Genomic DNA, 13486 nt, shown 5'->3' on the forward strand with positions numbered 1-13486 from the left:
AATGAATCTACCTTTCACCCGTGGATCGCAAGTCGCCAAGCTTGAGGATGCCTTGGCAAAAGACACCAAGGCCTTCGAGACAGCCAAGCAGGAGCTCGCCAAAGCGTCTGCTGACCTCGAGACCCCTGACGTGGACTTGACCGACGACGACTTGAAAGCACTGATCTCGAAGAGGGATCTCGCGAAGGCCCGCGTTGACCAGGCGCGCAATCGAGTGGGTCGGAGCGAACAGGCCCTGGAAGCTGCACGGGCGGCGGCGACAGAAAAGCTCCAGAAGGACGAGATCGCACGCGTCACCGCTCTGGGCGAAGCAGCTCAGAAGCTGATGGCGACCGAGGTCACGGCGGCGACGAAGGGCCTCCGCAAGGCGATGCGCGCAATGGCGCAGGCGGAGCTTGAGCGCGAGATTTTGAATCACGCGCTCCCCGACGATCGAAAACTCCGCTCGTTCGAGGTAGCGGTGATGGACGCGCCGGGTGTGCCGCGGAAGGAAATTTCGCGGGTGCGCGAGCTGCACTGGATCAATCCGTTTGGCGGCCAACCCTACGGCTCGGACTTTGCCCGCAAGATCCGGGACAACGGCGACGGGACGGCATCGCTGTCCACTTCGGGCGGGGCGTACACCTCAGGTCAAACGACGAAAATTACTCAGCGTCGGTATTTCGACAAGGTCGTTTACTCGGACTGGCTTCCGAGCCGCGGCGTGGGATCGCTCGCCCGCGAACTCAGCTTGCCGGGCCTGAAGGGTGGACCGGCCGGCTGGACCGCGCTGCGCTACGTCTCGCCGCAAACCATTTTGAGCGAACTCGATCGGGTCGAGGCCTACACCAACAACGATCCCGAGCCCGAAATCAAGGAGGAGCTTGAAGCTGTCTCGCCGGTCTTCGATAGCCTCGAGGAAATGCAGGCTTGGGAAGCCAAGCAGCGCGAAATCAAGAGTGAAGCCGCCTAAGTGAGGGGACAACGATGATGACAATTGAGGATCACAGGATGCCATCCGCCTCCGAAATTTACGCACGTCGGCGCGCGGCGTGCGCGACACCGCCCTTTTACCAGACCCTCGCGACCGACCGAAAGCAGACCTTGGAAGAGCAACTCTCGGCCTCAGAGATCTACGAGCGGCGCCGGCATGCACGGAAAGCTCGGATGCCGACCGAAGCGGGCCGACGCGGCTTCTGAAACAGAGAGTTGATCGATGGATTGTTGCTCCTTTCCATCGATCCCGCCGCCACGCGCTTGGTTGGTTGGGGCGCGTGGCGGCCATCTTCAAGGAAGGAAATGCTGATGAGAAACGACTTGGCAAGAGCGAGAGCTGTGGCGGCCTATGAACACTCGATCAGGGCAGGAGCCGCATTGAGAGCGGAAGCCGAAATGGTGAAGTCCCTGAAGGCGGCCAACGCCCTCAACAGGGCGGTCGCCCGGGCGAATAGGGTTGTTGAGCAGGCAGTAGCGGGCGCAGCAGGCAGGGGACGCTCATGAACCGGAACATCACCCGCGGCTGGTTGCGCACCATGGCGCAGACGGTCTGGCAAGGCGGCAAGAAGAGACCGGCCGTCATCTCGGCGCAGACCGCAGAGCGGCTGATTAGCAGCGGCAAGGACCAGGAGCTGCACAGGCTCGTGAAACGCGAAGGCATCTCCCTTTCGGAGGCGATGAAGCGCGTGCGGCAGGTCGTCGCCAGCAAGCCCTGCGCGGCAGCCTCGGGGCGAACCACCCATCACCCGTCTAGCACCGTGGAGCTGATCACCACCCCACGTCCGGTCGAGGACGGCGGCGGATGGGACCGGGCCATCGCCAGGGTGAACACTGAATTCGGGGTGTCACCCAGATGAGCGGGTGTCACTCAACGCGCAGGCAACATGCCGCGTGGTACGCAATTGATTTGTCTTGTGTTTTCCGGGTCCTGTCCGGCCGAAAAAAACAATACAGATGGCAATGCGCTCGGTTGCGCTAGAGCCAGCCCTCAAAATTTATGCAACGCGCAACATGAAACGCAACGAAGCAGAGCCGCTAATCTCGATCTCGGAATGCGCCAGGCAGCTGGGACTGCACAAGTCGACGCTGAGCCGGCAAATCGCTCAGAAGCGAATTCGCACGCATGCCGGCGGGGTACGTCTCAGCGAGGTTCGGGCCGATCGGTCAGCCACCATCCCGATGCGGTCGGTCTCAAGGGTGGCCAATCGGGCGCGCCTCTATATCGACACGTACAAGAAGAGGCATGACAACGAGTACATGGCGCTGGTGGAGACCATAGAGCCTCTGCTCCTAAAATCGAACTCGGCTGACTTCATGGGCGCAGCTTTCTCGCTGTGTCTGGTGCTCCTCGTCTACTGCGTCGTTTACGAGGAGGAGGACAAGGTCGACGACACCAGCGGATGGACTTGGGACGAGGGCGAGGCTGTCGAGAACGGCGCCGCTGCTGAGGCCGCCGCGGCCGTGCGAAGGATCATCAGCCAACAGTTGTGCACGCAGCGCGAATTAATCGCACAGCGTCGCGGACAGTTGCGGAAATAAGGGAGGGCCTGACCCATGGCAAAGAAAAACGAGATCCTGCTCAGCATCGCGCTCGAGGGCGACCAGGAGGTCAAGGCGAAGCTGCAGGCCGTCGGCGACGCCAGTCAGAAATCGCTTCATGACACCCAAAGGACCATCGGCGAAGCGGGGAACACGGCGGCGCAGAAGCTGGCAGAGCCGATTGGCAAGGTGCGGGAAGCGCTCGCGCCGATCATCGAACAGGGGGGTATCGCCGGTGCACTGGGCGGTGCTGGCCTCGGTGGCCTCGGCAGCCTGATCGGCCGGTTCGCATCGAGCGCTCTCTCGCCCGCGGGGCTGATCGCCGGCATCACCGGCTCGCTAATCGGTCTCGCCAAGTTCGGCGAGGAGACCGATCGCACCAAAGCTCGATTGAAGGGGCTGGGCGGCAATGCCGATGCCTTCGGGAAGCTTTCCGGCTCGGCGAAAGAGTTGGGCACCGATGTCGAAAACCTGCAGCCCGGGTTTGAGAAGTTTTTGACGTATCGTCGCGACCTGCTTGCGCAGAACAAGTATTTCCCCATCTTCGAGGGAAACACCGCCGTCACGCCGGCAACTGACGACGCCTTTTTGAAGGCACAAGGCGGCCTGCTCGCCGCGAGCCGGGTCGACAAGACCAACACTAAAGAGGCATCTGCAGCGATTGGGCAATTTTTCGGAAGCCTCTTCGATAACAAGCTGGTCACTGAATCGGCCGTGAGGGCGTTGCAACAGGTTTCGCCGAACGCTGCAAACTTTGTCGCACGATCTATCTCGCGTCCCTACGGCGCACCATTCAAGAACGCGGACGAGCTTGTGCAGCATGGCGGCATTCTGCAGCCCAACTCGGTCATCAGCGATCTGGCGAGGAACGCCCCAAAAGCTATCGCCGATGCCGAGGCTGCGCGCGGGGTCACCGAAGCTTTTGAGGGGCTCGAAGCCGCGACCAAGCGGTTGACCGTTACGATGGGCGGCGACCACGCCGGCCTCACGAAAGGGATCGATGCGGCTTCCGCCTATGTCGACAAGGCAGCCGAGGGCGTCGACCAGCTCATGCACGCCAAGGACTACCAACCCGGCGGTGGACGTTTCATCGGCCCAGTGCGCCCTGAGGACGTGCCACGGGCGCCGCAGAGCCTCGGCGAGGTATTCTCGTCGGACAAAGGAGATCTGCTCGGCCGGTTCGTCGGCTACCTTCGCAACGACGCGGCTTCCGGAATCAATGGCGGAAATCCGTTCGGCGTGATCACCGACTTTGTGAAAAGAGCCATCACCGACCCCGGCTCGATCGGCCAGCCGATCGAGGTGAAGCCACCGCCGTTCCAGGACCGATCGAGGGACATTAATGTTGAAGGGCCGAACGGAAGGCGCGAAACCTATACGCCCGCCCCGAACGGCGGCGACTATATTCGTCGCGAGGATCCGAATCCGAGGTACAACTGGCCGATCGCGCCGGGTCCGACTGCTCCTGTGCCGTCGGTTTCGCCCGAAGCGCTTCCGCGCGTTGGTGAGGCTCAACCGCAGCAACAGACGGCTGACATCTCCAGCCTCATCTCGCGCATCCTCGAGAGCGTGTCTGCTGCCGCGAACAATGCCAGCAAGCCGAACCTGAACGTCAATGAGCCCGCCACCGGCGGCATCCGGGGCGAGGGTCCGTCCGGAACCGCTACAGCCGACGCAAGCCAGTCGATCGCGGCATCCGGCGCCAAGTTGGCCGCGGCGCTGGATGGTGTGACCGCGCTCATCAGCAGCGTTCAAGCCAAAGGAGCTCCAGCAAGCGTGCAGGCGGCAACCGGCGGATCTGTCGTCCGCAAGAACATGGATGTCGGCGGCCACGTCAACGGCCCCGGCACGTCGACCTCAGACAGCATCCCAGCGATGCTCTCTGACGGCGAATACGTCATCAAGACAAGTTCGGCCCGCAAGCTCGGCCGCGCGCGCCTTGATCGGCTGAACGCTGGAAACTTCGCCGAAGGCGGTGATGTCACAACCCGGCGCCTCGCCATGGTCAAGCGTTTTGCAGACGGTGGTGAGGTTTCGCCAACGCTCGCGAGCTCTGGAACCTCTCTTGGTGATGGTCAGCACCAAATCGTTTACGACCCGGCGACGGGCGGCGCATACATTGACGGCCAGCTGCACCTTCCCGGTGACCCGCTCCTGAATGATCCCATCGTTCAGCAGAGCATCGCGCAGTCAAAGGCCGGGATGAACCAGAAGCCTTCCAAGAGCAAATACAAGTCCTGGTTCGTCGGTCGGTTCGGTCACAGCGACGATAGCGATACCTATGTGGCTGGCGGAGGTCCGATTGGCAGTAGCTGGGCTCATTTTGCAGATGGCGGGCAGGCCACGATCTCACCAATGCTGAATCTTGGTGACGGTGCTTCTGGCTTGAACGGTGGGGCGCCTAGCCTTGATGACGTGGGCCTTGCTGCTCCAAGCAATGAACTTCTGCACCCCGTCACGCTCGACTTCGGCAATCGACAAGTCGGAGGGCTGAGGGCCGCTCCGAGTGTCCTCGAGTCTCTCCGGAAAGAGGCGCGGGATCGGCTCAATACCCAAATTGGCTCGGCGCCAGATTGGTATCGCTGAATGACAAACCGCGATCAAATCATCCAAGACGACCTGCTGGAGATGATGCGAGAGTCGGCGAGCACGAAACGCGCCTATCTTTTGACCGTCGCGGACATCAATAGCGCTCTCGTTCGGTTCATCGAGGGCCACGACGCTTATGCAGTCTTTTGGACTGAAGGCGGCGTCGAGCGGAGGCTAATAATCCGTTGGACTAGCAGACAAGACGATGCTCCGTGGCGCGGCAACGCCGCCTTTGTCCAAGACCATGCGACCGCTCTGATGCTTCGCGTTGCCTGTCGGGCTGACGACAACATCGCGCCCGACATCGTGTCGATGTTCGATATGACACCGGAGATGGTCGCCTACTTCGAGGAACGTGAGGCAACGCTGCGCTCTGAGGGCAAGCCTTCTGAATTGATCGTGTGGCAAGAATGACGGACGGGCCCGGGTCACGCGAAACGCACATCGTTCGCATCTTCGGCACAAATCGGAACGGCGAGCGCCTGGATCATATTTGGGCTGACGTCGAGCGTATCGACGTCGTGAAAAGCAAACACAAAATCCCGGGAACGCCTTGGTCGCAAGGGCTGCAGCGGACCATGCGATGGTGCGACGATCCGAACGGCGACGATTATTCCAAAGATGGAACACCGTCGCGCATCTTCGAAACGCTCAAGATCTGCGATCCTGAGAATGAAGACGATGTGAACGATCCGGAGGAATGGATTCCGATCAAGGTCGTCAAGGGACTGCGCTCTCGGGTTGAGGGAACTGAAAACGGCGGCGGTGCTGCGATGGATCGATTTCTGTCCAGTGTTGCCGATAATGAGCTGACTGAGCGGGTCGTTGAAGTTCGCAAAATCATACATCACGACTCCAATATCGATGATGCTGCACAGGCTTCATTTGATGCCGGCCACGACGCGCACGTCGTTCAAAGCGAGGACTACGAGAAGAAAACAAACAATGACGACAAAGACGACGAACAGTACATCGAGCAGGAAATCATCACGTACCTAAAACACAAGGGCAATACCGGTGACGTCAGCGGCATTGGCGGACAGACCAAACTGCTCAACCAGTATCTGATCGACGAGAGCGATCTTCCGAAGGGCAAGGTCGCCGGTCAGAATGGCTTCAACCCGCCATACCGGCTCGATCCGTTTCAAAACATCGTCAACGTGCAATTCACTCCTCGTGTCTACGTTATCATCATGGCTAGCGGATTCGATTACGCTGTTTCCAATCTGGAAAACGTGAAGGTGATCGACAAAGAGAGCCAGTCCTTCACCAGCGTGCCGTTCGCCGAGCCCTTGGCTGGCACCCTAATTGAGTGCTCCGCGAACGCCGGGAAAAAGTTCTGCACACTCAGAACTACGTCTCTAGACAATCCGATCGGGCCCGAACGGGTGCGCATTCTCGTCTGTCCGAAGAAGGATTCCGTGAAGGAAAACTGGTTCAACTACGTACAAGCGATGGCGCAACTCGATTTTCTCGATGATCGCTTTCTGCCGGCTGATCCATTTCTCTGGTACGCGCAAATTCGGTCAGTCGGGAAGCCGACGACAATCAATTTCAATATTCGGTACAAGCCGCATTTGACCAATCCGCGACCTGGCGTGAAAAACGCTATGGTTCAGTGCTATCCGACCAGTGGAAACAATGAGTGGCCTTCTGGTATCGACGATATCATCTACGTCACGACGGGCTGGGAAACGATCGCATATAGGGTCGACAAGAAGGGCACCGATAACGTTTACGGAGCGCCGCCCGCATGGAAATCCGACGTCGTTGTCACGGCTGGTGATACTAAGATCCGCGGTTTGACGTTTGGCAAGGACCCGCCGAAGATAGCTGCTGACGTGACATTCACAGGGTTGCCTTAACGCATCATCACCCAACAGATTGCTACGGCGAGCAGCACCAGCATGCAGATCGCGGTGCGGCGACCGATCGTATTCAGCATCAGTTTCGCGACCAGCTGTGCAGCGGCTGCTCGGGCGGCATCGGAGGAGGCATAGCGACGGGCTTGGCATCGAAGACCGTGTAGGTTGTCTTTCGACATAGAGCTATGCCGAGACCAAACAACAAGGTTCCCGCTATCATCGCGATGCCAGCGTGGATTTGCAGAAACACGGTCGTCGCTTCGTGGTAAAGCGAGGCTGACACTAGGATAGTGAGCGCGAGCATCACGACGCAGAACTGGCCGCCGCCAGTCAATTTCGATTGCACCTCGACCACCGCAATCCGCGGCGGCGCACTATAACTGGGGGCATCCTGCTTCAGTTGTTTGTCGCGCCTCTCCACAGCGAGGAAGAGAATGCAGGCGATAATGATAAGAAGGAGCACTCCCGCAATTGCCGATGCGCTCATTTTGACAACCCCACGGTTGGTTCTTCTTTGAGGGCGTTCGCGTACATCAACGCGTCCAATTTACTCTTGATCGCCTTGATGCAATCAAAGGCCGCGTCTTGGTAGCATTGCTGATTGCTAGCACCTTGATTCCAGGTCGAGAGGCGGCGGCAGTCGGTCGCGATGTGTTCCGTTCCAAAGTTCACGAAGCGTGTGGTATGAGCGAAATTATTTCGGATACTCTTGATCACACGCAAATCGTTGCGCACAGCCTTCTCGATCAAGTGGAAAAGGTATGTGATCTCGATCTTCGCCGAAAATGAGCTGAGTGCACCCATCCCTTGAAAAATGCGCTCCGCGTCTTTGTTTGAAAGTTCGCGGCCTGCGGCGAGCAGCAGTTTCTCAAGCCAGTCTTCAACAAGACCGGCGGTCACCAGGGCGCTTCCTGCCTCGGTCTGACGGGCGAGGATCTCCAACATCTGGTCTTTGGTAAAGGACCCGATCATTTCGGGACCCGGTTTGGTGGGTGGAATGTACCCGAGGCCAGTGGCTCTTACCTTGGCAAGTTCAACTTCGATTTCGGTTCTCTTGTCGGGAGGTAATTGTCTGGCCAACATTGATGTAAGTTCATCGATCTTGCGTTGACGCTCTTCACGAAAAGCCTTCTGGCCTTCCGGAGTATAAAGACGACTGAATATGCCGCTCAAAATCGCCCCCCTAAAAAGCTCGGATGATCGTGCAACCGAAAGGCGATCGCAAGAGGCTGTCACGCCGTTGGCGCGTATACAGCATCAGTCCCGTGATCTTACGGGGCGCTGAGTGTGAACTGGTTCACAAACCGGCCGCCAGGCTGACTGCTAGATCAGACCCGCGCTGGGGGATTTCAGGGGCCCAGTTTCAGGCGCCGTCGGGACAGCTCATTTCGAGCCCGGCGGCGTAGCTTTTTCAGGGACGCGGTGAAGACATGCCCATCTAAATCCGCGCCTTGCGCCATCCGGCCGCAATCGCACCTTCCTCTGTGCAGAACCAGCGCTCACCGCGGAACCAATTAATGCGCGTCTGCGAATAGTATATCTGCCCTGGGAGATGATAGATCCGCTCGCCGGCCGCACTTAGATTTCCCTTGATGTGACAGCCAAAAAGCGACGGCGCATAATCGAGCGCCGCGAATGCGAGGAACAACGATCCTAGCGCTCCAGCGAATATTGCGAGTCCTCGTTTCATCGGCGTTGGCGGTCGCGCCTGCTGAACATGCTTCGAAACCCTCGGGGCAGCCGCGGAAATCCATCTTCCGGTTTTGGCCTATTGCACTTCGGACAGGGTGCGCCAGCGCCGCCGCATCTGCAAGCGTGGTTGCCGGTCCACGGTTGGTCCTGGTGGTTCTCACAGACCCAACCGGTGTCGTCACAGAGGATGCATGCTGGCTCGGTCATCGCATTAACTCGAACAGGTCGAGGACGTCCGCCAGTCGGAGCTTAGCGCCCTTCGGCATGTGCTGGAGCAGGAGGTGCCTGGTGTCCGAGGCAATCTCGTCGCGCTTGAGCGGGCTGTACTCGGCGTGGAACGCCAGCATCTTCGCGGCGAACTGCCGTGCGACATCCGGCGGGATTTCGAGCTGCTTTAGGGTTATCGGCATGCCTGGAAGATAGGTATCCAGGGCCGATTTACGAATCCGCAGTGGAGGCCCCGATGTGGGGTTCTACGGGGCCTCGCCTTGCACGGTAGGGGTTCTCGGCCTGGAGAGAGCCGAGGAATGAATTCAAACTCGCTTCGACGGCGGCGTCAAGGTTTCGGGAATAAGCGGAAATCGTCTCAGGATTCACACGGGTTATTTTCGGACGGGCGCGTCGTTTGCGATGATCCGAGCAACAACGGGCAGGTGATTTTCATCTCCTATTTTTTCAGCCCTAGTTACGACGGTCGCTGCTACTCGGTGAACAGCGGTTCGATCCAGATTGGCCCCAGCATGATCCGGATGCTGGGGTCCTTTTTCATGAGTAGGAACGAAGCGCAGGCAGGGGCATTGGTCGCCCTGTTCGGTGCCGCACCGCTACAGGCACTGAGACGCCCAGCTACAAACTTGGCCCCAGCTGTCCCCTCGCTGGGGCTGTTTCTTTTCCGGAACAAGTAGCAATTTTCAGCGTTGCGATCTCGGTCGGGTTGAGGAGTGGGACGACCATCGGCCTCAGCGCTCTCCCCGGGGCGCTGGGGCCGTTCCTTTTCTAGGCGGACCCATGACGGAAGAACGCCGAGGTGATTGGATTCTCATCATCGTAGTTCTGAGCGTCGTCGGCGCGGTGCTGGTGCTTGACTTTGTCTTCTAAGCTCTGGTGGTTTGATGAGGCCCGTATGGAGCTGGCGGAAGGGATCGTCGCAATCGTCGGAGTGCTCAGTGCGGCCGCCGCGGTTGGGACCGGATATTGGTACATCGTGTCAGAGCGGCAGCGGCGATAGGCTCAACTGAGAAAGGCCTGCGGCCCTCGGTCAGGCGAACAGGTCTTTGCCCGGCTGGAGCATCCTCACGAACGTCCCGCTCTCGTGGTACTCGAGCCAGCCCTGATCCTTGGCGTACTCCAAGCCGGCCCAATACTCGGCCGGCGTCGCCTTGTCCTGGTAGAGCATCGGATAGTTGATCTTCTCGATGTAGATCCGGCCGTCCTGGATCGGCTCGAACGCGCGGGCGTGCTCCATGATCCGGCGCGCGGCCTTTTCGGGGACGGAGTAGGGGCGATCACCCGCGTATTTCATTTTTCACTTTGGGTTGCTTGGGCAGCACGTAGGCGATTCTCCATTCGTTATAGTCGTAGAGCCCAGCCCAGTGGTGAACAAGCTTTCCGCATTGCCAGCAATCGAAGGCCCCGGAAGTATTCGTATGGGTTGCGCTGCGTTCTTGGCTCGCTGAATAGACGATGCCGCAGCCGATACAGGTGAAATAAACGGTGACGGGAGGCGCCATAATGCCTCTCAACAACCTAGTTCAGTCAGCGTTCCTAAGGACGCGTTTCTTGGGTTAGTGCGTCCCCATCCTCGTCTGCGGGAAGTGCGGCCGTACATCGGCGCCACGCCTGCCGCAAGCCATGCAGGTGAAGTGGGGTTCTAGGTCGGAGAGGCGGACGCGATCCGGCCATTGATCCACCTTTCCCGGCGGCAGCTCGACGGAGTGGCTGCAGCGGTGGTCGGAGCAGTAGACCAGCAGGCCGCGGGCGCCGGACTGGCGCATCTCGCCCAGGGTGATTTTGGGCTCAGCCATGGCGGTCGCCGGCTATTACGGTGGGGCGGAGGAAGAGGTCCATAGGTGGGTCGAAAAGACTATCGTCTGAGGTGAACAGATCGAGAATATCCACATTTCGCTGTTGCGAGAATCAACGAATTCGGCGCTTTAGTCGGAGCCCTAGATCGATAGTTTTGCTTCTCACCGGCTGCAACCGATGGTAATCAGCACACGATATTCGGGGAAGGGCGATAATGGTGTCGATTGAGCCAGAGGATGGCGAAATTGAGTTTCATTTCGAGAAATCCAATTATTTCCGCGTAATTCATGTCGACGGAGCTGCTGGAAGTTTAGCCCCGGGCGGAAATTACGTGCATATGGCAGTTTATAGTGAACGCGCGCCAATCCCAAAAAAGGCAGTTTTCATATCGCACCAAGGACGACTTGGTGAGGAGGTCGCGGACAAGCGCGTAGCCCGCACAGGCGTCTTCAGAGAACTGGAAGCTGATTTGGTGATGTCCTTGGACGCAGCAATCGCTCTTCGAGACTGGCTAGCTGAGCGCATAGTCGAGGGACAAGCTGTCGCCGAGCTTATTAGATCGAGAAGCAAGTAATGTCCCAAGTTAGCCTTACAAAGCCTACGTCATCCTCGGCGTTCACTTCATCTCCCTTGACTGAGGCCTCGACTCCGAGAGTCTATATTTCTCGTTCCACGACAATCAGTCGAACTGCAGAGGTGCAGGTTCCTGTCGCAGTAGAAGATGAAGATGACGTGTTGGCGACGCTCCCACCACTCGACCGGTGGAAGTACTTGGCAAAAAATAACAAGCCCGAATTGATCGTTTCGATGCTCGCTTTATTCGGCGGCATTTACATGCTTATCGCGGGATCTATTCATCTGGGCATTGACCAGTGGTTTGCAACTGCCGCGCAGGCACAAGAGCGATCGTCGCAAACCACTTCTCTTACATCGAGAGAACTCTTCGAGTGGTACGTGGGCGTCTTGATGGGCATAAGCTTGCTTTGCTCCTGGGGCCTGACCATGTTTGCTACGAACGGAACAAAAGTCACTTTTGGTAAGGACACCACTCGCACGATAATTGGATTTGTCGTGGGCTTCCTTTCCGGTGGGGCAGGAAAGGTCAAGTAGCTGTCTGCCCTCTTGGCTTCGGCCTTCTAGTCCCCGTCGCTCCCTCAGCGACAACTGTGCCTGTCCCCAGCGCTGCCCGAAGGAAGCGAACCTCCGTCGCAGCGCTGGGAAATCCGTTGGCTACAGCCGCTCCCACAAGCTTTCCGACACGGTCTCGCCGCGGAGCAATGTGCCGTCTAGGTAGGCCGGCGCGTCGAGCGATAACGGGCTGCGGATGTCCCCGTAAGCACGGCTGGGGTTTTCCTTGTTGTGCTTTTTGATGAGATCCTTCGCTCTGGCTGGAACGTCCTCTCGTCGCAGCCGACGTTCAGTTAGTTCGATCCAGAGATCGCTCACGATCTCGTCGCGATCGTGCTTCTGCAGATAGCGCGGCGTCAGACCAAGAAGCCATTCATAGTCGCCCGGTTGAGGCTCGTAGAGCGGGATATCGTTCGAGATCTGACTAGTCACCTCCAGCACAAGCGCAATGCTTCGCACAGGCGCCAAACCGATTGAACTTTGGAGGGTCCGCAGACTTGCCGGGTGGCGGATACTACGGAGTAGGCGTTCGTTGACGTCTGGTCGTGTGAGACGGAGTGCTCGCAACTGCTCGGCGGAAATGATTGAGCGCTTACCGTCGCGGGGCTTGGTAACATCTGCTATCTTCATGCCCGTCAGGAAGGCTCGCTCAACGTTCCTGATCTGCGTTTCGGTGACGGGGGCGCCCGTTCTGATCCTGACGCATGCGCGGCATTGTCGGGTACCCAGCTTGGCATGGAGATACGTGGTCTCTGGTGTGAGCGGATGCCCCCTTTTGCAGTGGGTGACATTGGCTGCCTTCCACATCTTGCGCGCAGCGATCGAGACAGCGCGCTTTGCGTTGGCGATGATAATCGGCTTGAATTCAGCATCCCAAGAGGCGTTCGCATTCCTATATCGCGTTAAGCGGCCCAAGCTTCCCCAACTGAGGAGCTTGCGCAGTGACACACCCAGGCGAAGCCACCTTTCGATCTCCGCGACGTCGTTGGGCGTCAGGTCCTGCTGTCCGGACAGTTCTAGGAAGCCATCTAATTCCGGTGGATCTTCAGTTGTGTCCTCAGCGATGAAGCGCCCCACGCCGCGCCATTCTTTAACGCATTGCTCGCACCGTCGGTGATCCCACGTTCCGGTCTGCTGCATGAGCGCAATGTTTTCCGCCGTGAGAGGGTGCCCATTGCGGCATGCGGTACGGTTTGTCATCCTCTTTCGGGTGCCGGCCTGGATGCGGCCTATCCGATTCTGCTCCGCCAACATCTTCGCCTCGTTGCCCCACTCGGGATGCAACTCACAGTGTTTTGCGAACGCTTTCTTTGAGCAGATTGGAGAATTGCCAAATCCGCCAGTGATCGTTCGAAGCGCTTCGCCGGCCTCGAGACGAGCCATAAAGGACGCAGCCTCAGTTGGATTCATCGTGAAGACATGACCGTTGCATATCTCCGCCATGCATGCCTTACACATGGTCTGCAGTTCCAGTCGTTTGCCGCGATTGAAGGAGGCTGCTGGAAGATCCAACTCGCACCTACGGCAGTGCCTCGTCTCGGCAATTTGTGGGCTCGTCATGTGATCGCTCCTTGCGCAGAATTGCGCACGCGGAGCCGAATCCTGAATCGCGTCTGTGCCGTGTTAGGATCGAGTCAGAATAGCTGCGGAAATGAAGCGCAGTTTGCCCAAAA

The 13486-nt window shown here is 58.6% G+C and carries 16 protein-coding genes; 8 read left to right on the forward strand and 8 right to left on the reverse strand.

Features of this window, described 5'->3' with window-relative positions; all coding sequences use genetic code 11:
• Position 1 precedes the first annotated feature (1 nt).
• The 6 genes from I6F38_RS24585 to I6F38_RS24610 all read left to right on the forward strand — a co-directional run bounded on the left by I6F38_RS24585 (position 2) and on the right by I6F38_RS24610 (position 6968).
• Positions 2-952, forward strand: a complete 951-nt coding sequence (locus tag I6F38_RS24585; protein WP_225162132.1) for a hypothetical protein — start codon at positions 2-4, stop codon at positions 950-952.
• Positions 953-1475: 523 nt separating this feature from the next.
• The gene (locus tag I6F38_RS24590) at positions 1476-1832 is read left to right on the forward strand and encodes a hypothetical protein (protein ID WP_225162133.1); all 357 of its coding nucleotides are present in this window, start codon (positions 1476-1478) and stop codon (positions 1830-1832) included.
• Positions 1833-1986: 154 nt separating this feature from the next.
• Positions 1987-2514, forward strand: a complete 528-nt coding sequence (locus tag I6F38_RS24595; RefSeq protein WP_225162134.1) for a hypothetical protein — start codon at positions 1987-1989, stop codon at positions 2512-2514.
• Between the two features lie 15 nt (positions 2515-2529).
• Positions 2530-5100, forward strand: coding sequence for a hypothetical protein (locus tag I6F38_RS24600; RefSeq protein ID WP_225162135.1), 2571 nt, complete (start codon positions 2530-2532; stop codon positions 5098-5100).
• Complete coding sequence (locus I6F38_RS24605) at positions 5101-5517, forward strand: hypothetical protein (protein WP_225162136.1); 417 nt, start codon at positions 5101-5103, stop codon at positions 5515-5517.
• A complete protein-coding gene (locus tag I6F38_RS24610; RefSeq protein WP_225162137.1) occupies positions 5514-6968 on the forward strand; it encodes a hypothetical protein in 1455 nt (484 codons plus the stop codon). Before I6F38_RS24605 ends, I6F38_RS24610 begins: the two co-directional genes overlap by 4 nt.
• A 79-nt stretch (positions 6969-7047) precedes the next feature.
• Here the strand turns inward: I6F38_RS24610 and I6F38_RS24615 are convergent, their stop codons facing one another.
• From I6F38_RS24615 to I6F38_RS24645, 7 genes are all read right to left on the reverse strand, one after another.
• On the reverse strand, positions 7048-7455 hold the full coding sequence (locus tag I6F38_RS24615) for a hypothetical protein (RefSeq protein WP_225162138.1): 408 nt from the start codon (positions 7453-7455) through the stop codon (positions 7048-7050).
• The gene (locus tag I6F38_RS24620) at positions 7452-8141 is read right to left on the reverse strand and encodes a hypothetical protein (RefSeq protein ID WP_225162139.1); all 690 of its coding nucleotides are present in this window, start codon (positions 8139-8141) and stop codon (positions 7452-7454) included. Before I6F38_RS24620 ends, I6F38_RS24615 begins: the two co-directional genes overlap by 4 nt.
• 265 nt (positions 8142-8406) lie before the next feature.
• Positions 8407-8616, reverse strand: coding sequence for a hypothetical protein (locus I6F38_RS24625; protein ID WP_346657127.1), 210 nt, complete (start codon positions 8614-8616; stop codon positions 8407-8409).
• 247 nt (positions 8617-8863) lie between these two features.
• Positions 8864-9070 (reverse strand): hypothetical protein, encoded by a 207-nt coding sequence (locus I6F38_RS24630; RefSeq protein WP_225162141.1) that lies wholly within the window; start codon positions 9068-9070, stop codon positions 8864-8866.
• Positions 9071-9918: 848 nt separating this feature from the next.
• Positions 9919-10182 carry a hypothetical protein gene (locus tag I6F38_RS24635; RefSeq protein WP_225162142.1) on the reverse strand — a complete coding sequence of 88 codons (264 nt, stop codon included), beginning with the start codon at positions 10180-10182 and terminating at the stop codon, positions 9919-9921.
• Complete coding sequence (locus I6F38_RS24640; RefSeq protein WP_225162143.1) at positions 10166-10390, reverse strand: hypothetical protein; 225 nt, start codon at positions 10388-10390, stop codon at positions 10166-10168. Before I6F38_RS24640 ends, I6F38_RS24635 begins: the two co-directional genes overlap by 17 nt.
• 54 nt (positions 10391-10444) lie before the next feature.
• Positions 10445-10684, reverse strand: coding sequence for a hypothetical protein (locus tag I6F38_RS24645; RefSeq protein ID WP_225162144.1), 240 nt, complete (start codon positions 10682-10684; stop codon positions 10445-10447).
• Positions 10685-10899: 215 nt separating this feature from the next.
• Here I6F38_RS24645 and I6F38_RS24650 point away from each other — a divergent pair, with 215 nt between their 5' ends.
• Together I6F38_RS24650 and I6F38_RS24655 are read left to right on the forward strand one after the other, a co-directional pair.
• Positions 10900-11259: a hypothetical protein gene (locus I6F38_RS24650; RefSeq protein ID WP_225162145.1), complete on the forward strand. Its 360-nt coding sequence runs from the start codon at positions 10900-10902 to the stop codon at positions 11257-11259.
• Positions 11260-11381: 122 nt separating this feature from the next.
• A complete protein-coding gene (locus I6F38_RS24655; RefSeq protein WP_225162146.1) occupies positions 11382-11795 on the forward strand; it encodes a hypothetical protein in 414 nt (137 codons plus the stop codon).
• Between the two features lie 120 nt (positions 11796-11915).
• On the opposite strand, the gene I6F38_RS24660 is transcribed toward I6F38_RS24655, so the two are convergent.
• Complete coding sequence (locus I6F38_RS24660) at positions 11916-13373, reverse strand: hypothetical protein (RefSeq protein WP_225162147.1); 1458 nt, start codon at positions 13371-13373, stop codon at positions 11916-11918.
• Positions 13374-13486: the final 113 nt, after the last annotated feature.

Source organism: Bradyrhizobium sp. BRP56, from assembly GCF_020194035.1.
Taxonomy (GTDB): Bacteria; Pseudomonadota; Alphaproteobacteria; order Rhizobiales; family Xanthobacteraceae; genus Bradyrhizobium; species Bradyrhizobium australafricanum.